This is a genomic window from Entomohabitans teleogrylli, assembly GCF_001484765.1.
Taxonomy (GTDB): domain Bacteria; phylum Pseudomonadota; class Gammaproteobacteria; order Enterobacterales; family Enterobacteriaceae; genus Entomohabitans; species Entomohabitans teleogrylli.
In genome coordinates this window covers 414,317-434,392 of sequence record NZ_KQ947376.1, presented here as the reverse complement: position 1 = coordinate 434,392, position 20,076 = coordinate 414,317, and the positions used below count along the sequence as shown (strand labels likewise).

18 protein-coding genes and 1 pseudogene are annotated in these 20,076 nt (G+C 55.1%); 12 read left to right on the top strand and 7 right to left on the bottom strand.

From position 1 onward, the window contains the following. Nucleotides 1-84: 84 nt before the first annotated feature. Nucleotides 85-622, bottom strand: a pseudogene (locus AQ981_RS02015) (ABC transporter ATP-binding protein); the annotation flags it as partial. A 225-nt stretch (nt 623-847) separates the two neighbouring features. Here AQ981_RS02015 and AQ981_RS02010 point away from each other — a divergent pair. The 8 genes from AQ981_RS02010 to AQ981_RS01975 all read left to right on the top strand — a co-directional run bounded on the left by AQ981_RS02010 (nt 848) and on the right by AQ981_RS01975 (nt 8,697). After that, nucleotides 848-2,761 (top strand): FTR1 family iron permease, encoded by a 1,914-nt coding sequence (locus AQ981_RS02010; RefSeq protein WP_058910071.1) that lies wholly within the window; start codon nt 848-850, stop codon nt 2,759-2,761. A gap of 29 nt (nt 2,762-2,790) precedes the next feature. After that, nucleotides 2,791-3,318 (top strand): iron transporter, encoded by a 528-nt coding sequence (locus AQ981_RS02005; RefSeq protein ID WP_058910070.1) that lies wholly within the window; start codon nt 2,791-2,793, stop codon nt 3,316-3,318. Nucleotides 3,319-3,440: 122 nt separating this feature from the next. Next, on the top strand, nt 3,441-4,820 hold the full coding sequence (locus AQ981_RS02000) for a Fe-S-containing protein (protein WP_058910069.1): 1,380 nt from the start codon (nt 3,441-3,443) through the stop codon (nt 4,818-4,820). 2 nt (nt 4,821-4,822) lie between these two features. Beyond that, complete coding sequence (locus tag AQ981_RS01995; RefSeq protein ID WP_058910068.1) at nt 4,823-6,106, top strand: ABC transporter permease; 1,284 nt, start codon at nt 4,823-4,825, stop codon at nt 6,104-6,106. Beyond that, nucleotides 6,096-7,226: an ABC transporter permease gene (locus tag AQ981_RS01990; RefSeq protein WP_058910067.1), complete on the top strand. Its 1,131-nt coding sequence runs from the start codon at nt 6,096-6,098 to the stop codon at nt 7,224-7,226. Before AQ981_RS01995 ends, AQ981_RS01990 begins: the two co-directional genes overlap by 11 nt. A 4-nt stretch (nt 7,227-7,230) precedes the next feature. Beyond that, nucleotides 7,231-7,926: an ABC transporter ATP-binding protein gene (locus tag AQ981_RS01985; RefSeq protein ID WP_058910066.1), complete on the top strand. Its 696-nt coding sequence runs from the start codon at nt 7,231-7,233 to the stop codon at nt 7,924-7,926. Further along, complete coding sequence (locus AQ981_RS01980) at nt 7,913-8,404, top strand: TlpA family protein disulfide reductase (protein WP_058910065.1); 492 nt, start codon at nt 7,913-7,915, stop codon at nt 8,402-8,404. The genes AQ981_RS01985 and AQ981_RS01980 overlap by 14 nt, the downstream gene beginning before the upstream one ends. Continuing rightward, complete coding sequence (locus tag AQ981_RS01975) at nt 8,401-8,697, top strand: c-type cytochrome (RefSeq protein ID WP_058910064.1); 297 nt, start codon at nt 8,401-8,403, stop codon at nt 8,695-8,697. Before AQ981_RS01980 ends, AQ981_RS01975 begins: the two co-directional genes overlap by 4 nt. A 105-nt stretch (nt 8,698-8,802) precedes the next feature. Here the strand turns inward: AQ981_RS01975 and AQ981_RS01970 are convergent, their stop codons facing one another. The 6 genes from AQ981_RS01970 to loiP all read right to left on the bottom strand — a co-directional run bounded on the left by AQ981_RS01970 (nt 8,803) and on the right by loiP (nt 15,322). Further along, a complete protein-coding gene (locus tag AQ981_RS01970; protein ID WP_058910063.1) occupies nt 8,803-10,494 on the bottom strand; it encodes a thiamine pyrophosphate-binding protein in 1,692 nt (563 codons plus the stop codon). 35 nt (nt 10,495-10,529) lie between these two features. Beyond that, nucleotides 10,530-11,270, bottom strand: coding sequence for an SDR family oxidoreductase (locus tag AQ981_RS01965; RefSeq protein WP_058910062.1), 741 nt, complete (start codon nt 11,268-11,270; stop codon nt 10,530-10,532). Nucleotides 11,271-11,351: 81 nt separating this feature from the next. Then, the gene (locus tag AQ981_RS01960; protein WP_058910061.1) at nt 11,352-12,587 is read right to left on the bottom strand and encodes a condensation domain-containing protein; all 1,236 of its coding nucleotides are present in this window, start codon (nt 12,585-12,587) and stop codon (nt 11,352-11,354) included. 500 nt (nt 12,588-13,087) lie between these two features. Next, nucleotides 13,088-14,290 (bottom strand): hypothetical protein, encoded by a 1,203-nt coding sequence (locus AQ981_RS01955; protein WP_058910060.1) that lies wholly within the window; start codon nt 14,288-14,290, stop codon nt 13,088-13,090. Beyond that, entirely contained in the window at nt 14,287-14,526 is a 240-nt protein-coding gene (locus AQ981_RS27545) for a hypothetical protein (RefSeq protein ID WP_154675890.1), read from the bottom strand. Before AQ981_RS27545 ends, AQ981_RS01955 begins: the two co-directional genes overlap by 4 nt. 37 nt (nt 14,527-14,563) lie before the next feature. Then, nucleotides 14,564-15,322 (bottom strand): metalloprotease LoiP, encoded by a 759-nt coding sequence (gene loiP / locus AQ981_RS01950; RefSeq protein ID WP_058910059.1) that lies wholly within the window; start codon nt 15,320-15,322, stop codon nt 14,564-14,566. A 353-nt stretch (nt 15,323-15,675) separates the two neighbouring features. Between loiP and AQ981_RS01945 the strand changes: the two genes are divergently transcribed. The 4 genes from AQ981_RS01945 to AQ981_RS01930 all read left to right on the top strand — a co-directional run bounded on the left by AQ981_RS01945 (nt 15,676) and on the right by AQ981_RS01930 (nt 20,049). Next, on the top strand, nt 15,676-16,134 hold the full coding sequence (locus tag AQ981_RS01945; protein ID WP_058910058.1) for a methyltransferase family protein: 459 nt from the start codon (nt 15,676-15,678) through the stop codon (nt 16,132-16,134). 227 nt (nt 16,135-16,361) lie between these two features. Then, a complete protein-coding gene (locus AQ981_RS01940) occupies nt 16,362-17,678 on the top strand; it encodes an NAD(P)/FAD-dependent oxidoreductase (protein ID WP_058910057.1) in 1,317 nt (438 codons plus the stop codon). Between the two features lie 200 nt (nt 17,679-17,878). Further along, the gene (locus tag AQ981_RS01935; RefSeq protein WP_058910056.1) at nt 17,879-18,508 is read left to right on the top strand and encodes a response regulator transcription factor; all 630 of its coding nucleotides are present in this window, start codon (nt 17,879-17,881) and stop codon (nt 18,506-18,508) included. Next, nucleotides 18,508-20,049 (top strand): MASE1 domain-containing sensor histidine kinase, encoded by a 1,542-nt coding sequence (locus tag AQ981_RS01930; protein WP_058910055.1) that lies wholly within the window; start codon nt 18,508-18,510, stop codon nt 20,047-20,049. Before AQ981_RS01935 ends, AQ981_RS01930 begins: the two co-directional genes overlap by 1 nt. The last annotated feature ends 27 nt before the right edge of the window (nt 20,050-20,076 follow it).

The following is a 20,076-nucleotide window of genomic DNA, read 5'->3' as shown; positions in this document are numbered from 1 at the left end:
CGCACAGCGGCGCCAGCGTCAGATCGTGCAACACCGTCAGGGTAGCGATGCCTTTGCGGCGTACCGCGGCCAGCAGTTGCACTCTGGCGAGCGGATCCAGATGATTGGTGGGTTCATCCAGCAGCAACAGGCGCGGCCGCTGGGCAAACGCTCTGGCCAGAGCGGCGCGCTGGCGTTCTCCGCCGGACAACTCTCCCAGCCGCGCATGGCACAGATGGCCGATACCGACGTCTGCGATGGATTGCCGGATGATGGTGATATCTTCGCCACCGTGCTCAGGGGCGTGGTAAGGCAGGCGCCCGAGGGCGACATAGTCCTCAACCCGCAGGCGCGGATCCGCGGATTCATCCTGCGCCAGTAAAGCTATCTGCCGGGCGCGCTGGGCGCGGTGAAGTGCATCAAGCCGCTGTCCGTCAAACCAAATCGTCCCGCGATCGGCGCGCCATTCGCCGATTAACAGCCTGAGTAATGTTGATTTACCGCTGCCGTTGGGCCCGATAACCGCGACAGACTCGCCGTGGTTGACCGCAAAAGAGATCCCGGCGAGACGTGGTTTATCGCGGACGCCCTTCAGGGTGAGCCGCTGCAGGCGCAGTAGCGGAGCGGAAGTTGCCAGAGCCATAACAGGGTCCATTGTGTTTATGAATTTATGTTTTGTTATAACATAACAATTCAAGTCAGTTAACCCTGATTTATATGTGTATTTAATGGCACTTTTTGTAAAAAAATGTCCCGGATATGATCCTGGTCATATACAAATGCTGACAAAACTGCTAATGATAATAATTATCATTAATATTCGACGGTATGCAACGTGGCTCTTTCCCGTTCACTTTTATCCGCCTTAGTGTTTTTCTTACTTAGCTTTAGCGCCGCTATTCAGGCTGCGACGCATTACGCGCCTTACATCGAAGATATCAGGCAGCGTCTCGACAGCACCGCGCAACTTTATCAGCAGCAAAAAACCAGCGAAGCGCGCCGTGAGGTGCAGATGGCTTACTTTGAGGTTTTTGAAAACCTTGAAGGACCAATTCGTATCAATATCTCGGCGCGCAAAAGTTACGAGATGGAAAGCGCCTTCGGGGAAATTCGCCGCATGATCGGCGAGGGAAAGCCACAGCACGAGGTGCAGGCGAGAATCGACTGGCTGAAGCAGAATCTTGACGAGGTGGAGCCAATTCTTGATGGCGGCCATCGTCTGGTGGCGGAGGAGCAGCACAGCGCGCTGTCGCGGGATGATATCGCCGTTTACTGGCAGGAGAGTTTCCGCACCATCGACGATTTGCTTGCCCGGGCGGTCAGCGAGTATCAACAGGGCGACTACAGCGCCGCCAGCCGCAGTGTACAGCAGGCCCACTACCAGGGTTTTAAAAACAGCGAAATGGAAATGTCGGTGCGCCAGAATCGTTCTGCGAAGGAGGCTGCCGCCATTAACCAACAGTTTACAGCGCTGATTGCCCTGGCCGCCGGGCCGGATCGCCTTAACGATGTCGCCTATCAGGTCACCACGCTGTTGCAGGATATTGAAGACATATTGCCCGGTTTGCCCACCACCCGCGACGATCAGCCGGTGAACGCGCCGCAAAGCGCCGACGCGGCTGCGGATGTCGCGACTGACGGCGGGCCGCAGAACGACTGGGCCAGCGTAGCGCGAGGCATCAACGACGGGATTGCCCGAGCCATTGAACGTTACCGCAGCGAAGGCGGTCAGGACGCGATGCTGGACGTGCAGGATATCTACTTCGACCACTTCGAAGCCAGCGGGATGGAGAACAAAATCGGCTCCCGGGATTCGGCCTTCAAAACCACTCTCGAAGCGCATTTCACGCGCATGGTCAGCCTGATGAAAGCCAACCAGCCGGCCGAACGGTTGAGCGCCGAGGCCGACGCGCTGCGCCAGAATCTGGATAAAGCGGTCACCCTGCTCGGCGAAGGGGAAGAGACCCAGTGGAGCCTGCTGCTGTACAGCCTGATGATTATTGTGCGCGAAGGGCTGGAGGCATTGTTGATCGTCGCCGCTATCGTCGCTTACCTGGTGAAAAACAATCATCAGGACAAACTGCCGCTGATCCGTCAGTCGGTGGTGGTGGCGCTGATCGCCAGCGTAATTACTGCCGCCGTCTTCCAGTTGTTGTTCACTAATTCCGGCGCCAGTCGTGAACTGCTGGAAGGCGTCACCATGCTGATCGCCGTGGTGATGCTGTTCTTTATGAGTTACTGGCTGCTGTCCAAAGTCGAAGCCCGCCACTGGAAGGCGTGGCTGGAAGGAAAACTCTCCCACTCTCTGTCGCGCGGATCGCTGGTCGGGCTATGGCTGACCAGCTTCCTGGCAGTGTATCGCGAAGGGGCGGAAACGGTGCTGTTCTACTATGCGCTACTCGGCGACGCCAAAGACGCCGCCGGTTATCTGGCTATCGGCGCCGGGTTTGTTATCGGCTGTGTGGCGCTGTTGATCGCCTGGCTGGTGATGCGCTATTCGGTGGTGAAACTGCCGCTGAAGCCGTTCTTTATGTTTACCGGTAGTTTCATGTACCTGATGGCCTTCGTGTTCGCCGGTAAAGGGGTACTGGAACTGGTGGAGGGCAAACTGTTCCAGCCGACGCTGATTAGCGGCGTTCCGGAAATCAGCTGGCTGGGGATCTACCCGTATCTGGAAACGCTGCTGCCGCAGGCGGTATTGCTGATTGCCGCACTGGCGGCGCTGTGGGTGATGCGGCGCCGCAGCGACGTGCCGGGCGAAACGATTAAAAACAACCCATAACTGTTTTTTAAGACGAGAGGATATGTCTGATGACCATTAAAAAGACCCTGATTGCCAGCGCAGTGATCGCCGGGTTATTCACAGCCCCCGCCGCATTTGCCTTTAAAGAGTATCCGGCGGGCGAACCGGTAGTCATGAACGAAATGGAAATCGCCGCCGTTTACCTGCAGCCGATCGATATGGAGCCGCGCGGCATGGGCCTGCCGGCCGCGAAATCGGACATCCACCTTGAGGCGGATATCCATGCGGTGGAAGGGAGTAAAAACGGTTTCGGCGCCGGGGAGTGGATCCCGTATCTGACCATCAGCTACACCCTGGTGAATGCTGATACCGGTGAAAAGCAGGAAGGGACCTTTATGCCAATGGTGGCCAGCGACGGCCCCCATTATGGCGCGAACATCAAAATGATGGGCGTGGGTAATTACAAAGTTACCTACCACATCGAACCGCCGTCAAAAGCCGGGATGCATCGCCATACCGACAGCGAAACCGGCGTAGGCCGTTGGTGGAAGCCGTTTGACGTCAGCTATGAGTTTAAGTACGTCGGTCTGAACTGAGTGGCAGACCCTAAGCAGAGAGAGTATCCGCGGGATGGCCGACTGGTCATCCCGCCGTGCGTTTATGGTATTACCGGCAACGCCGCTTAATTAACCACCGATCCGCCGTACTGAGTCGAGTTATGAGTTACTTTTTCGTCACCACGTTACAGGCTTTTTTGTGCATCGCGCTGCTCTCAGGGCTGCTCTGGAGCCGCACTGAGCCACCGGCGCTGCGTCCGCTGGTCTGGACCCTGTTGTCCGCGCTGGCGCTGGGGTTATGCGCCGGGCTGTTGATGTCGCTTTCCCAGCCGGCGCAACTGGCGCTGGCGGGGGCAGAAGTGGTTATTGTGTTGTTGTTTCTGCTCAGTTTTCGCCGGGTGCCGCATCAAGCTCGCTACCTGTGGCAGGGCATACTGGTATTGGGCGCCGCCCGCCACTGGGCGCTGGATCCTAACCTCGGCGCGCTGACCAATACTCACGTTTTAAATACCGATCTGCTGTTAAACCTCACCGCGCTGGTCGGCGCTTTTGCCATCCTGAGCCTGACGGGAGTTCTGTGCGCCATGCTGGCGCGCCGGCTGCCCCGGGCCTGCTGGCCGCTGGCGCTGATCGTCGCTGCGCTGCTGTTGCTGCCCCTGAGCGGCAATCTGCTGCTGCTGTTGATGAAGCTCCAGGTCGTGCCGCTCACCAGTTCTCTGCTGAGCTTTGTTTCGCGGGCGACCAACAATGCGCCGCTGTTTAACTGGGCCGGCGCCGGGTTACTGCTGGCGCTGGCCTTGTGCTGGCTGCCGACGCTGCGGCGCCGTTTCCAGGAAACCGCCGCCGCCCGGGAGCCCATTGAACGTCGCCTGGCGCTGGCCCGCCGTCAGGGGGCCGCGCGCCTGCTGGCGACCACGGTCTGCTGCGCGGCGCTGGTGATGGCCGGCCAGTTGTGGTGGAACCTGGTCGCCTCCCAGCCGCCGCGTCTGTCCGAAGCGCAGCCGGTGACGCTGGCCGACGACGGGCTGGTGCATATCCCGGTGGAACAGGTGCGCGACGGTAAGCTACACCGCTTTGTCTGGGTAGCGGATGACGGTAAAGCGGTGCGCTTTTTTGTCATCAACCGCTATCCGGACAAACTGCGCTTCGGCGTGGTGTTTGACGCCTGCCTGTTGTGCGGCGACCAGGGATATGTGATGGAAGGTAATCAGGTGATCTGCGTGGCCTGCGGGGTGCATATTTTTATTCCGTCTATCGGTAAGCCCGGAGGCTGCAACCCGGTGCCGATTGATGACTGGCGCAGCGATGATCGGCAACTGACGATCCGGAAAGCGGCGCTGGAGGCCGGCGTGAATTACTTCTCCACCGTGGTAACCCTGAAAGTGACCGATCCGGTAGATGGTTCAACGCTGACCAATACCGCTGCGGAATACAAATACAGCTACGGCGGTAAGACCTGGTTCTTCGCGTCAGAGGCCAATTACCACCGCTTCCGCGACGCGCCGCAGCAGTTTGTCCCGGCAGAGAAGGAGGAGGAGTAGCGATGCTGTGGCGAATGCTGCGTCAATCCTGGGGGCGTAATCTGCGGCGCAAAGCGCTGGCGGTACTCACCGTGTTCCTCGCCAGCAGCCTGATTTCGGCGCTGCTGGCGGTGTCCATTGACATCGGCGACAAGATGTCCCGGGAACTGAAATCTTATGGCGCCAATATCCTGATTGAACCCGCCGGACAGGCAGCGCTGCCGGCGTTGTTCAGCGAGCAGAGTAATCCGCTGTCCGGTCAGGATTTCCTTGATGAGGCCGAGTTGCCGAACATCAAAGATATCTTCTGGCGCAACAATATCGTCGGTTTCGCGCCAATGCTCGGCGGGGAAGCGATGGTGGATAATCAGGATGTGCGCATCCTCGGTACTTTCTTCAACCAGCCGGTGGATGTGCCGGACGAAGAGGATTATCACACCGGCCAGCAGACGGTCAGTCCCTACTGGCAGGTGACCGGCGCCTGGCCGCAGGAACCGGCGGGCGACGCACCGCAAGCGCTGGTCGGCCAGGCGCTGGCGAAGCGCCACGGCTGGCAGACGGGGGATCGACTGACGCTGAAAGCGGAGCGCGGCGAACAGACGGTGACCATCAGCGGAGTCCTCTCCAGCGGCGGCGATGAAGACAACCAGTTAGTCATGCCGCTGAGCGCCGTCCAGTCATTACTTGGCCTGGCAGGTAAAGTGCAGGCGATTCGCGTTTCGGCGCTGACGGTGCCGGAAAACGAGTTATCGCGCCGCGCCCGCGAAGATCTCGATGCCCTTAACGCCGAAGAGTACGATCTGTGGTACTGCACTGCCTATGTGTCCTCCATCGCTCACCAACTCGAAGAGGCGATTTCCGGCGCCGTGGTGCGCCCGGTATGGCAGGTAGCGGCCTCGGAAGGGGTGGTGATCGACAAAATTCAATTGTTGCTGGCGGTGGTGACGCTGGCGGCGCTGGCTGCCGCGGCGATGGGCATTGCCTCGCTGATGACCAGTTCGATTATGGAACGCGCCCGGGAAATCGGCCTGATGAAGGCGCTGGGGGCGCGCCAGTGGCAGATCCTGCTGCTGTTTTATCTCGAAGCGGCCTCCAGCGGCCTGCTGGGCGGCGCGGTCGGCTGCATCGCCGGCTGGGGGATGGCAAAAGCCATCGGTCTGATGTTGTTCGACGCGCCGCTCAATTTTGCCTGGGTGGTGATCCCCTGCGTACTGGTGGTGGCGGTGCTGATTTCCCTGATTGGCACCTGGTTCCCGGCGCGGCGCATTGCCCGTCTTTACCCTGTGGAGGTGCTGTATGGCCGCTAAGCGCGACATGCTCTGGTTGCTGGTATGGCGGGCGTTACGTCTGCGGTTACAGCGCGTCAGCGTGGTGTTCGCCGCGCTGACGGTAGGGGCCACGATTGTCACGGCCCTTTCCGCCGTGTGGTTTGATATCAACACCAAAATGAGCGAGGAATTGCGTACCTTTGGCGCCAATTTCTATATTGGCCCCGGCCACGGCAGCAGTATGCCGCAACAGGAACTCCAGGCGATCCTTGATGACGCCCCGCAGGGGCTGATTCACGGCGCCAGTCCGTGGCTGTATGGCATGGCGCGTACCGAACTGGAAAAAGTGGTGATGGTCGGGGTGTGGTTTGAATCCCTGCAAAAACTGGTGCCGTACTGGCAGGTGACCGGTAACTGGATAGGCGTCAGCTTTGACGATCGCAACGCGATGATCGGCGTAAAGCTGGCGCAGCGTCTCAATGTGAAAGTGGGTGACAGTGTCACTCTTGTTGAACGTGAGGCGCGCAAAAAGCTGCAAATTAAGGGCATTGTCGAATCCGGCGACGCCACAGACAATATGCTGATCGTCAGTCTGGATTTGGCCCAGTCGTGGCTGCGCCAGGACGGCAAAATCAGCCACGGGCTGCTCAGCGTCAGCAACGATGTCGGCCAGGTGGACAGTTATGCTGAGCGCCTGCAACAACAGTTCCCGGATCTGGAAATTCGCCCGGTGCGCAAGGTATCCGCCTCGGAAGGCCAGGTGCTCGACAAAATTAAGGGGCTGATGGGGCTGGTGTCGCTGGTGATCCTGGCGTTGTCGTCACTGTGCGTGAACACCACTCTGATGGCGATTGTCGGCGAGCGCGCCCGGGAGTTCGCGCTGCAAAAAGCGCTCGGCTCCCCGGACGGCGACATTGTTCGCCAGATGCTGCTGGAAACCGGGATCATTGCCATGGCCGCCGTGGTGTGCGGCTGGCTGCTTGGCTGGTTACTGGCGCAACTGTTGGGGCTGACGGTGTTTAATGCCACGATTGCGCTGCGCCTGCCGGTTCTGCCGATTACCCTGGTATTGTGTTTACTGGTCGCGGCGCTCGCGGCCATTGTTCCGGTGCGGCGCGCGGTCAGCGTCGAACCTGCTAAAGTGCTCAAAGGAGAGTAGCGCGATGTCTGTAACGCACATGCCTCAGGCGGTGATTGAGACCCGCCATCTGTATAAGCGGTTCGGCGAGGTCACCGCGCTTGATGATATCAACATCCGCATCGCCGCCGGCGAATTTGTGGCGATCATGGGGGCTTCCGGCTCAGGGAAAACCACACTAATGAATATTCTCACCTGCCTGGATACCGCCAGCGAGGGTCAGGTGATTCTTGACGGTACCGACGCGGCGGCGCTCGACGAAGAAGGGCGGCGACGTTTTCGCGCCGAGAAAATCGGTCTGGTGTTCCAGCAGTTTCATTTGATCCCGTTCCTGACGGCGCTGGAAAATGTCATGCTGGCCCAGCACTACCACAGTGTGGTGGATGAGGCGGCGGCCCGCGCGGTGCTGGAGCAGGTCGGCCTCGGACACCGCGTAACCCATCTGCCGAGTCAGCTTTCCGGCGGCGAGCAACAGCGGGTGTGTATTGCCCGGGCGCTGGTCAATGAACCGCCGGTAATTTTTGCCGATGAGCCTACCGGCAACCTCGACGAAGAGAACGAACAGCGGGTACTGGCTCTGTTGACCGATCTGCACCGCCAGGGGCGCACCATTGTAATGGTGACCCATAATCCGGCGCTCGGGCAGTTCGCCGATCGCATTCTGCGCCTGCAACACGGCAAATATCTTGATGAGGAGCTGCAGCAACATGCGTTGGCATAATGGAGCGATAGTGTTACTGCTGGCGCTGCTCAGCGGGTGCAAAGAAGAGAAGCTGGCGATCGGAGAGACGGCCCCGGCGCTGGCGGCGTTTGATCTGCGCGGACAGGAGGCGAGTCTTCAACGCTGGCAAGGGAAAGGGGTGTATCTCAATTTCTGGTCCGCCAACTGCGGCGGCTGTCTGGCGGAAATGGATAGCCTGGAGACCCTCAGCAAGCAGTGGGGCGATAAGGTAGTGGTGGTGGCCGTCAATACCGATCCGCCGGCGGTGAATATTGATGCCCTGCTGGCAAAACACCAGATCAGTTATCCGGTGGTGCGCGACCAGCTTAATATCACCCAGGAGCGCTATCAGGTCATCGGCACCCCGACGTCATTTCTGATCGATGGCCAGGGGCGGGTACTGGCGATGCATCAGGGGATGCGTAAACCCGCCGCCCTGCAGGAAACGTTCGCCAGACTGGCGCAGGAGGGCCAATGAAGTCGATTTTTGCGCTAATTTTTGGCTTTATCTGCGCATTTTCCGCCCAGGCGCAAACCGATTATGGCCGCCAGTACCAGCGCGAATGTTCAGGTTGCCACGGTCGTAAAGCGGAGAAAACCGCCTTCAACAAAGCGCCGCAACTGGTGACGCTGTCTGAAGCGCAGATAGTGACCGGAATGACGCGTATTCGCGATGAGGGCGGGCACAGCGCCGCCACGCGGGCGAAGGCCCACCTGAGCGATGATCAAATCGCCGGACTGGCGGCGTTTATTCAGACGCTAAAACCGTAAAATATGGTCAGTATGCGCACTCTGCACGCATTTCCACCGCTCATTCTCTTTTTGACGTTCTAATCGTATGCGGAGAAAACAGCGTTGTAGGGTACATAAACCGGGTTAATCCGTTGAAATCATAATTTCTATCAAATTAGGTTTCCCGCTTTGAATTCCTGCCAGCACTGTCGTCATGATATCGGCAGCCGCGGTGACTCTACAGCTACTGATGCCCATTGATGAGGCGAGCGAGATAAAATCGATACAGGGGTTGATAAGATCCATCGCGATAAATCTCCCCTGAGCTGTCGAGGTATATAACGGCTGATCCTTCATAAAATTCTTTAATACGTTGTATTCAAGATTATTCATAACAATAAATGTAACGGGGAGATCTTCATGAGCCGCCGTCCATAATGCCTGCGGAGAGTACATAGCGGCGCCATCGCCGATTAAGCACACCACAGGCTCCCGTCCCAGCCCTAATGAGTGCCCTAAAGCCGCCGGCATTCCCCATCCCAGACCGCCGCCACGCATAAAGTAGTAGCGCTTATGCTGCGGGTCGGAAATGAATTTTCTGACAAACCGGGCGGTAGCAATGGCTTCATCAATAATGGTGACGCCAGCCGGAATCACCCTCATTACCTCATGCGCGGCAACAATCGGCGATATGGTTGTACGTAGTGCTTGAGAATCATACGTGCTTTCAAACTCCTGTTGCTCGCTTTGCCTGTCGTGATTTGCTTTTGCCCGCAGCCGCTGGTAGGCCAGCTTATTATGCACAATGCGCATTTCCAGTCTGGGCAGCAAATCGGCGATAGATTTCTTGATCTCCCCCATTAAGGAGAGCTTTGTGGCGTAGGTTCTGGCTAATTCGCTCATATCCGATGACAACTGGTAAACGATACAATCTTTGGGTATCGAATCCGTTTCACTGTATAAAATGGTGATCAGACTCTTGCCGCCAATAATAAACACAGCATCATATTTCATAATGATGCTCGCTATACCTTGTGACATGGTAGGCATATTGCCTCGCCAGAGAGCATGTCGGGGAGGAAAGGGCAGGTTTAATGGCCAGGAAGATCCGTAAACGTGCGCACCGAGCATTTCAGCAAGTTGAATAATTTCACCGGTGCAATCACTGCTATGTATTTCATCACCAGCGATAATCATTAGCCTGCCCGGCGGTATCTTGCTGAGCTCCGTCGCCAGTTCATCAAGAGAGCTGGCAATCGTATGATAATCCACCCGTGATGGCGTTAAGATGTTTGCCTCACTCATTTCCTCCATTACATTCATGGGCAGTGATAACAGGACCGGCCCCGCGGGTGGATAGCAGGCGTTATGGAATGCGCGACGCAGTAATACCGGCAGTTGATCCGCGCTGGTGACCTCTTTGGCCCATTTAACGACCGGCGCGGCAATGGAAACGACATCATCATACAGAAGCGGATCTCTGACATAGTGGCGCGTATCCTGTTGGCCAACGGTAACCACCAGCGAACTTTTCATGATACGCGAATTGATTAAATTACCGATGCCGTGACCTAATCCACTGGCGGTATGCAAATTTAAAAATCCCACTTTGCCAGACGCTTTTGAGTAGCCATCGGCCATCGCCACAGCGCTGCTTTCCTGTAACGCCAGGATATACTTGACATCCTCATGCCTGAGCAATGCATCAATAAGAGGCAATTCGGTTGTGCCCGGGTTGCCAAATATATATTCAACGCCTTCGCTTTCAATCACCTCCAGCAGAATATCTGCTCCGGAGCGTACTTTCATGTCCGATAAATGAGTAAAAGATTTCATGGAAAATGTACCTCTGGTACCTCAGTGGGATGATGTCAGAACTCTTCCCGGGTTGGGCGGATGACGATTTCGTTAACATCGACATCGTCCGGCTGTTCGAGGGCGAATAAAACCGCTTTAGCGACAGCTTCGGCAGGAATGGCCTGCTTATAGAACTCACCGAGGAATTTCTTACTCTCCTCATCAGAGCTACCGAGCTGAAGTTCGCTTTCTACCGCGCCCGGGGAAATAATCGTTGCCCTGATATCTTTACCCAGTTCGTATCGCAGTCCTTCGGTCAGGGCGCGAACGGCAAATTTTGTTGCGCTGTAAACGGCGCCTCCCGGGCTCAGGACTTTAATACCAGCGACCGAGGCGACATTAATAAAATGACCGGACTTCTGTTTTTCGAAAATGGGCAGCGTGGCAGCAATACCATACAGTACGCCTTTGATATTGGTATCAATCATGCGGTCCCACTCATCCGTTTTCACCATATTAAGCGGCGCTATCGCCATAAAACCGGCATTATTAATAAAAACATCAAGGCGCCCAAATGCTGAAACCGTGGTTTGTACTGCATTCTTTACTTCATTAAGATTGGTGATATCTGTTGTTAGCGCGATCGCTTTACCTCCTGATAAATTGATTTGATCGGCCAGCGCATTAATCCGCTCTGAGCGACGGGCGAGCAGAACTAATGCTGTATTAGTCCTGGCCAGTAACAGTGCAATCGCCAGACCGATACCGCTGCTTGCTCCGGTAATAACAACCACCCGATTAACAGTATTAATCATAATGTGACCTCTTATTTATGACGATGGATATCACTCCTGTGGAATATCAGGAGTCGGGCTTATGTATTTTTTATTTAAAAATTATCTTACCGAACTGATTAGCTGTTCTTCGGCTATATCAAGAAAGTTATCAATAGGTTGGTAACTGGTATGTATTAAATGTATGGCATTATTGATTGTTGCTACACCAATAGTTTGCTCGCCGTGCGTTCCTATCAACACATTCGGTCCCCATACCGATTCGATTTTTAAATCACCAAAGCTGGCAGGGAAAGGTAAAACCCCGAGATTGGAAATTAAAATATCAGGCGCACAATTAATCCTGTCAAAATCAATAAGTTGTGCAATTTGTGCGCTGTTCATAAAATCATGAAAATGATTGAGCAATGCTGATATCCCTTCCTGGGTCCGAACAGACTGCAGATCCCCGGTTACCGCGCGAGCGACATCCCAGAATGAGGTCGTGGCGCGCATATCGTATGTATTGGTAGGAAACACCACCGAAAAACTCATATCATAATCAAGTTCAAAAAAACGCCGGGCATCAATCGGGGTACAGATTCTCACTTTTTTTTGCTCTCGTTTAACAGAGTCATCAAACGCGAAAGCAAACGCTGAAGATAGCGCGCCGTGTACGGTGGTTCCTTCCTGTTTTGCGCGCTCACGTAATTTACCGGACAATTCCAGGGAGAGTTTTTTGCGATGGATAGACAGTCTGGCAAGGCTCCGCTCTGTATAGGGGATTGGATTTTCAATCTCTTGCGCAATACGTTTATCGGTAACCGGGCGCGTTCCATTGATGCATATATCTGCCACGGTAGGTTTGAGTACCAGAGGGGGAAGCGATTTTCCGGATAAACATTCCAGTAGATCGCGTAAAAAATGGCTTAAAGAAAGACCATCAGAAATAGAATGGTGTGAGGTAAGAATAACAATGCAGCGCTCCTTGCTATAGAGTAGCGCGGCTCTTAGCAAGGGGATATCGCCAATGCCAAATGGTGCGGAGAATTCGCGTTTAATTTCGCTTTCAATATCAGCGATTCGGTCGAGGAGGACAACCCGCATGGGAATTTTAACTGAAGGATCATAGACAAAATGAAGCGTTTGTTCATCATCAGAACTTATCTGAGCATTGGTTAAAGGATGCCGTGACTGTATTGCCTTAAAGGCGGCCTCCCATGTTTCAATGGTTGTTGGTCCTGAGACTTCAGCTGTAATGGTAAAGTGCTTAGGGCTAATTGGATCGATTAACCAGGCATAGCGCTCTAAGGGGCCAAGAAGACGTAATACTGAGTTTTGCTGTGAATTCGCATTCATAGTAATCTCCTGAGTTTTGTTTGCAAAATATATTGTATATACTGCAGCGTAATTGCTGATAAAACCCTGACCGCATGATTTATGAATGATTTATGAAACATTTATTGCGTGTGATATTTAAAGACGACATTTCCCTGCTGACTAATTCATCGGGATTAAAATTACACTTTGTGGGTTCATTGTCAATTATTAATTTAAAAAGAGAGATTGTGTGTTTTTATTTTTATTGTCATAGACATAGCGAAACAGATCGGCTTTATTTCGTGGCCGTCATCTGTAATAAGAAAAAAGTATATTGTTGGAAAAAAAGATGCAAACAGATGTTTGATAAACTCGGTTATTGTAAATATATCAACTTCATCCGGTTATAAAGCGCCTGCGGACCGGAGGGCTTGCTGAATGACAATGACGGTTTCACCAGAAGGAAAAAGGCGCAAACCAGTATCCGTAGGTCAGAATAACGGCCAGCCAAAGACAGCGACGGGGGAAAGTATTGAACATCATCCGATCTCCAGTAGATAGCCGCTACGCTGTTGCTGTTGCCGGAGCTGGCTCAGGGTAGTATGGAGCCGTTTCCAGCGTTTTATCGAAGGCGAGACCCAACCGGTTATCTGGATAGCCAGATCGCTCACTCCAAGAATGATACCAACGACCAGACACGTCGCGGGTAGCATTGTTGCCAGTATTCCGCCAGGCAGTTTGCCGGTACTGCAAAGCGAGAAACCGCTCATCAGGAGTGACATGCCTGTTATCCAGAGTGGTAAAAAAACAAACAGCATTCCCCGGTAAAACGCCGCGATACTGCGATCGCTGCGATACCAGGGACTATTCGCAATATAACTGCTGCCATCGGTAAAATTGTGTATTCCAATGACGGCGTAGCTGTCACGCTCAAAGATGGATAACAGATGATCGCCGCTGGCAATGAAAGGCGTATGTATCCGATAGAAAAAAGGCATAATTTTTGCTGTCTCGCGTTTCAGTAACGGATCGCCGGTACGCCAGCTGAATATCAATCGCTTCCCCTCGCTGGAGTAGTAAATACCCTCGCCGGAATTATCAGTAATGTGTGATGCCCATTGATTGTAAGTCACGGCAACAACACTGCTTTTCAGCGCTTCAAGCGGAGCCTGCAAGGAATTAAATGCTGCCGGCATAGGGGGTAATACGGGCGGATTTACCAGGGCGCGGCCAATATCCGCACAAAAAAACGTGTTCCCACGTTTTACCAGTTCCAGCTTTGCCAACAGTTCGCGAACCCGCGGGGAAGTGCGCAAACACAGGCACTGAATGTCCTCTAACCCGCGGATAAATAGCGTCATCAGAAAAGCCAGCAGTAGTACTGCCCAGACAATCGCATAAGGCGAATAAAACATTACGGAAGCCGCCACAAAAATCCCCGGTATACTGACCAACAGCCGCAGTAGCGGCCAGCGCAACGGGGGGCGGGCATTGGCCGGTTCAAGAACCGTTTCGCCATCGCTTATCCAGTGGATCCAAAAACTACCATCCTCCAGCCGGTGCGCCCCAATATAAATCCGGCTATCAGGTTTCAGGCTCTCAAAGAGCGTCTGATCTTTAAAAAATGATTTGTGAGTATAGAAAGTATGATCGCAGGTTATGATGCGTAAATAGTTATTTTGCGGACCATCGCCGCTGGCGAAGCCGCGAAAACGCAGCGTAAAGAACTGCACTTTTTTCATCGCAAAACATCCGTGTTAAATGATGGCATCTGCATAAATAGCGTCGCGCTGATAATAACACCATCACGACCTGGGCCATGAAAATACGGAAAATAACCCGGTAAATTGCAGTAAGAATATTGGCGGGCGGCAACTGCCGATAATAAGACACCAGGGCGTTTGCGCTGGCGGCTTTCGTTGATTTGGTTCTTTTGCTGGTCTGATATAGTGCAGTGAAAAAAGGCAATGTCACGCATTGCCTTTATCAGTCATTCAGGAGCCGGGGGCGCCAGATTACTTGTCGGCGGCAATCCGATCGCGGATATTCTGGGCGCGCTCTTCTGACGGCGGGTGAGAATCGAACAGTGATTTTTCATGGCCGGAAGAGAGCTTAGCCAGTTTCTCAAAGCTGGTGACCAGACCCTGGGTGTTGATATTGCGTTTTTTCAGCAAATCATAAGAGAAGTTATCGGCATCGCTTTCCTGGCTGCGTGAGAACGCTGAGTTAACAATGCCTTCCGCCACATCGCCAAGCTGAGATTTGGACAGTGCCGCCGCGGCGCCGCCAGCAGAGGAGATTGCATCCCGGGCGGCAACAGTCGCATAAGCGGTCTGCATCGCTTTACGGGAGTGTCCCAGCGCCACGTGGCCAAGTTCATGACCGAGCACCGCTTCAATTTCGTTATCGGTCATCAGATCCATCAGACCGCTGTAGACGCGAACACAGCCGTTAGCCATTGCCCAGGCATTAACATCGTTGGTCATATAGACTTTGTAATTAACCGACGTACCGTCAACGTTGTTGCCCAGCGCGTTGGCAATCTTCGCCAGACGTTTGCCATAGCTGCTTGAGGCGCTGGCCACGGTATTCTGACTGTCCATCTCCTGGCAAGCGCCGTCCGCCAGCGCTTTGGCGTCCGCATCGCTGAGGGTCGCCGCTTTAAATGCCGTCATCCCGGAAGAGGCAAGTTTATTGACATCCATATTCTGGCAACCAGCCAGCAGCGTGGCTGCTGAAACAGCGAGAGCCAACATCAATTTGTTTTTACGCATTTTAAATCGTCCAGTGATCTATAAAACGCCAGGGCCCATCTACCCGGGCACAAAAGGAACGGCTATCAGGACCAGGGAAGGTACCGTGTGCCGGTCTTTTCCCGTATTGAGACTTTTCCCCGTGATGGTGAAGAAAAGCATTCTCCCGAACGCCGGCCGTGATTATAACAACCCGTAGCGGCTTTTGAAGCAATGATATTCTTAAACCGATGGGTTGTATTTATTTCCGTGAAGAATGAGACATTTTATTATTGAATAAACTTTAAATAATCTGATCCCGGTTTCAATTCTGATAATCTATTAAACCGTTGGCTGGAAAATTCCTATTATCCGGCGCCTGAACAGGAACAGGAATGAAAATAAGACAACTATTACCTCCGCCGATTCTCTGCGCTTTGCATATGCTGGCCGGCTGGCTGCTGGCCGGCTTACCCGGTGTGCAAACGCTGCGCCATTCGCCGGCGGCGGCGTTTTTTGCTATCTGCGCCGCCGCGAGCCTGGCGCTGGCTTGCGCCGCCGTCTGGCAATTCCGTCGCTATCGCACCACGCTGAACCCGGCTCATCCGCAAAATACTCGCCATTTGATTACCAGCGGTATTTTTCGCTTCACCCGCAATCCGGTTTACCTGGCAATGGTTATCCTGCTCGCCGGATGGAGTCTGCTGCTGTACAGCCTTGCGGCCTGTCTGACTCTGCCGCTGCTGGTCGTCAGCCTGCATCAGTTACATATTCGGCCGGAAGAGAAAGCGCTACGCGAGAAGTTTCCCGAACAGTGGACGACCTGGAGCCGCAGGGTCAGACGCTGGATCTAGCGCGACGATTTTATTCACAATAACAATGAGATCACCTTTAGCAGGTGATCGGATGAATAAAAATCAGCTGATTATGCATAGTCAGGCGCCGCAAAATGACTTATAAAATGAGGGGATTACAGTAAAAGCCTGATCGATCAGGCTATGTTATTTGTCCGTTTGCCCGGCGCGGCGCGGACAACCGTTACGCCGGTTTACCAGGCATTAAGACCACAGGGATCACAACAGTGAAGTACGCATCAGTACCATTTAATCAAAATCAAACCGGATGGTCGCTTAACGACGAAGATTATCAGCAGCAGCCGCAACTGGTCGGCGATATCCACGCCGATTGGGCGGTGATTGGTTCTGGTTTTGCCGGCGTCGGCTTCGCCCGGCGTCTCGCCAGCCTCAACCCCGATCTGAAAATCGTGTTGATCGATTCGCAAACCGCCGCCGACAGCTCTTCGGCGCGCAACTCCGGCTTTATTATCGGTTTACCCCATAATATTGGCAGTTCCACGGCGGAATTGAAAAAGGCTCAGGATTACCGCACCTTGCTGCAGGAGGGGATCCGCCAACTGGAAGAGAGCGTGGCGGCGCATCGCATCGACTGCGAATGGGAAAACGCCGGTAAATATCACTGCCAGATAGACCCTTCCAGCGCCGCCATTCTCAAAGAGTACATTGATAATCTGGATACCATGCAGGAGCCGTATCAACTGCTGGACAGCGAAGCGCTGTACCAGAAACTCGGCACCCGGCTTTACAGCAAGGGGATCTATACCCCGGGCTGCATTCTGGTGAATCCGGCGAAACTGATTGCCGGTCTGGCGCGCCATCTGCCGGACAATATTACCGTTTACCACCATACCCCGGCGCTGGCGATTGACTACGCCAGTGGCAGCGCCCGGATAACCACCCTGCAGGGAACTCTGCATGCCCGTAACCTCATGCTGGCGACCAACGCGCTGTCCCGGGAGCTCTCGCCGGTCACCGGGCGTCAGGCGTCGATGGCTACCTATGCCAGTATTACCGAACCGTTAACCGCCGAGCAGCGCGGGCGGTTGCCGGAAATGACAAGCTGGGGCCTGACGCCGGTTAACGCCATTGCCGGCGCCACGCTGCGTTACACGCAGGACCACCGTTTCCTGGTGCGCCAGCATGTGGACCCGGCTCTGAAGGGCTGGGTTGGCGCCGGCCAGACCTGGAACGCCGCGCAGCAGCATCTGGCTATCTTCCGCAAGGCCTATCCGCAGCTTGCTGATGTACCGCTGGCCCGCACCTGGTCCGGCACCATCAGCGTAACGCGCAACGGGGCGCCGGTGTGGGGCCAACTGGCGCCGCAGGTCTGGACCGCCGGCGGCTGTAACGGCGCCGGGGTCTCCAAACAGACCATCGCCGGAAGTCTGCTGGCGGACTACGCCCTGAAACAGGATAACCCGCTTATTGCCGCGATGCAGTCCCTCGGCCAGGCGAATTACATGCCGCCTTCGCCATTCCTCGACATCGGCATCGCCGGCGCATTGTGGAAAGAGCGCTACCTCGGCCGCAAAGAGATTTGAGCGGGCTCATTAAACCCCTTCGGCCCGCGCAGTCGGGCCACACAGACGGACGAGAAATCGCCCGAATTTACCGGCGTCCGGTTGATTTCAGGGTTGCGCTGTGATTTTTTGATACATTCATAACATTAATGTTCCATTGCCGTTGCCTGCTGGTACAGGTACGGCATGATAGTCGTTTTATTTTCCGGGAAGGGAATGTCATGACAGGCGTAGTATTAGTGGATGACCATGTGGTGGTCCGTTCAGGTTTTGCCCAGTTACTCAGCCTGGAAGACGATATGACGGTGCTCGGCCAGTTCAGTACGGCGGCGCAAGCCTGGCCGGAGCTGTTGCGCGATGAGGTGGATGTCGCGATTCTCGACGTCGCCATGCCGGATGAAAATGGCCTGAGTCTGCTCGGGCGTCTGCGCCAGCAGCGCCCTGATTTTCGCGCCATCATACTCAGTATTTATGATACCCCGGCGTTTGTGCAGAGCGCCCTTGACGCCGGCGCCTGCGGCTACCTGACCAAGCGCTGCGGACCGGAAGAACTGGTCCAGGCGATCCGCTCGGTAGCGACCGGCGGCCATTACCTGTGTACCGATGCGCTACGAGCGCTGCGCGGCGGCAGGCAGGTCAACGATGCGCTGGCCGTCCTTACGCCGCGCGAAAAAGAGGTATTCGATCTGCTGGTGAAAGGGGAAAGCGTGAAAGAGGTCGCCTGGAAACTTAACCTCAGCCATAAAACGGTACACGTCCACCGCGCCAACGTACTCAGTAAACTGCAGTGCGCCACCACCATTGAACTGGTGCACTTTGCCCTTGAGCATCACCTGCTGACGGGGCATTAATGTCGCGCTCGCTGCGTCACTGGGTCCTGTCGCTGCTGATTATGCTGGCCTGGGGACCGGGCTGGATAGCCCTGTGGACCATCAGTTTTTATCTCACCCACAACGGGCAGCAGGCCATCCTGTTGCTGCCCCACGGTGTGCATCTGGCGCTGCTGATTCTGCTGTCGCGCCGCTTCTGGCCGGCGCTGTTGTTGCCGGAAATCCTGCTGATCCTCTGGCTGCACAGCGAACAACTGGTCGCCGGCTACGCGATACTGCTGGCGCCGTTTATCAGTCTGTTGCCCGCCCGGGCGGTCCAGCAATTCTGGCACCGTTATCCGCTCTACTGGCAGCGGCTGTTATTGCTGCTGTCCGGGGTGACCGGCGCCACCTTTCTTAATACCCTGATCCTGGCGCCGCTGGTGACCAGCCCGACAATGCTGCTCGGGCTGGCGTCATTTACCGGCGGGGTGTTGCTGACCCCGTTTACCTATCTGATCTTCGAGTTTCTGCGCCAGCAGCACCGTTACCATCTGCTGGGACTGGAAAGCGCCAGCCCGCCGCTGCGCGCATCGCTGATTGTCTGGTGTAGTCTGTTTTGCGTTATCGGAATCGGTACCCAACTGGTGCTCTCCCCGGAACTGGAGCGGCTGCTGTTGATCGCCGTATTCCTGCCCAATGTGGTGATGGCCTGGAAATTCGGCTGGCAGGGGGGCGTACTCGCCGGGCTGCTGGGCAGCATGATGATCACCATCGCCCGGCAGATCGGCAGCGGATTCAGCGATCTGGTGGAGCTGGAGCTGTTTCTCGCCACCCAATCGTTGCTGGGGGTTGGGCTGGGGATCGCTATCAGCCGCCAGCAGCAACTGGCGCTGAATCTCGATCATTACCGCCAGCGCCTGGAGGTTGAGCTACAGGCCCGGCGCGCGCTCACCGAAAAACTGGTCCATACCGAAGAGGACACCCGCAAACAGCTGGCCCGCGAACTGCACGATGAAATTGGCCAGAACATTACCGCTATCCAGATCCAGTCGCAGATGGTCAAGCGTAGCGCCACCACGCCGCAGGCCCTGCAGGCGGCGACGCTGATTAATGACTTATCGCGGCGTATTCACCACTCCACGCGCCAGCTGTTGCGCCAGCTACGCCCGCCGGTGCTTGATGAAATGGCGCTGGACGAGGCGCTACGCCATCTGGTCAACGAGTTTTCCTTCCCCGAGCGCGGCATTCATTGCCACTTCGACTATCGGCTCAGTGAAACGCCGCACAATGAAACGGTGGTGTTTACTCTCTACCGGCTGGTGCAGGAGTTGCTGAACAACATCTGCAAACACGCTCAGGCCAGCGAAGTATCGATCGTTCTGCAGCCTTGCGCAGACGGTATCACCCTCGAAGTCAGCGACAACGGGACGGGGATCCGTTCCCAGAAAATATCCGGGTTTGGCATTCAGGGGATGCGCGAACGCGTCGACGCGCTGGGGGGACAACTGACGCTGGAAACCGGCAACGGAACGCGGGTAATTGTTAACCTGCCCACAGTTTCGTCACAAACCGCTTACTAACCAGGAAAAACTCTTAGCGCTTGCGGA

Bases quoted from the DNA above. Each gene is read 5' to 3' on its own strand.
- AQ981_RS02005 (WP_058910070.1), top strand. From the start codon at position 2,791: ATGACCATTAAAAAGACCCTGATTGCCAGCGCAGTGATCGCCGGGTTA.
- AQ981_RS02000 (WP_058910069.1), top strand. From the start codon at position 3,441: ATGAGTTACTTTTTCGTCACCACGTTACAGGCTTTTTTGTGCATCGCG.
- AQ981_RS01995 (WP_058910068.1), top strand. From the start codon at position 4,823: ATGCTGTGGCGAATGCTGCGTCAATCCTGGGGGCGTAATCTGCGGCGC.
- AQ981_RS01990 (WP_058910067.1), top strand. From the start codon at position 6,096: ATGGCCGCTAAGCGCGACATGCTCTGGTTGCTGGTATGGCGGGCGTTA.
- AQ981_RS01985 (WP_058910066.1), top strand. From the start codon at position 7,231: ATGTCTGTAACGCACATGCCTCAGGCGGTGATTGAGACCCGCCATCTG.
- AQ981_RS01980 (WP_058910065.1), top strand. From the start codon at position 7,913: ATGCGTTGGCATAATGGAGCGATAGTGTTACTGCTGGCGCTGCTCAGC.
- AQ981_RS01975 (WP_058910064.1), top strand. From the start codon at position 8,401: ATGAAGTCGATTTTTGCGCTAATTTTTGGCTTTATCTGCGCATTTTCC.
- AQ981_RS01970 (WP_058910063.1), bottom strand. From the start codon at position 10,494: ATGAAATCTTTTACTCATTTATCGGACATGAAAGTACGCTCCGGAGCA.
- AQ981_RS01965 (WP_058910062.1), bottom strand. From the start codon at position 11,270: ATGATTAATACTGTTAATCGGGTGGTTGTTATTACCGGAGCAAGCAGC.
- AQ981_RS01960 (WP_058910061.1), bottom strand. From the start codon at position 12,587: ATGAATGCGAATTCACAGCAAAACTCAGTATTACGTCTTCTTGGCCCC.
- AQ981_RS01955 (WP_058910060.1), bottom strand. From the start codon at position 14,290: ATGAAAAAAGTGCAGTTCTTTACGCTGCGTTTTCGCGGCTTCGCCAGC.
- AQ981_RS27545 (WP_154675890.1), bottom strand. From the start codon at position 14,526: ATGCGTGACATTGCCTTTTTTCACTGCACTATATCAGACCAGCAAAAG.
- loiP (WP_058910059.1), bottom strand. From the start codon at position 15,322: ATGCGTAAAAACAAATTGATGTTGGCTCTCGCTGTTTCAGCAGCCACG.
- AQ981_RS01945 (WP_058910058.1), top strand. From the start codon at position 15,676: ATGAAAATAAGACAACTATTACCTCCGCCGATTCTCTGCGCTTTGCAT.
- AQ981_RS01935 (WP_058910056.1), top strand. From the start codon at position 17,879: ATGACAGGCGTAGTATTAGTGGATGACCATGTGGTGGTCCGTTCAGGT.
- AQ981_RS01930 (WP_058910055.1), top strand. From the start codon at position 18,508: ATGTCGCGCTCGCTGCGTCACTGGGTCCTGTCGCTGCTGATTATGCTG.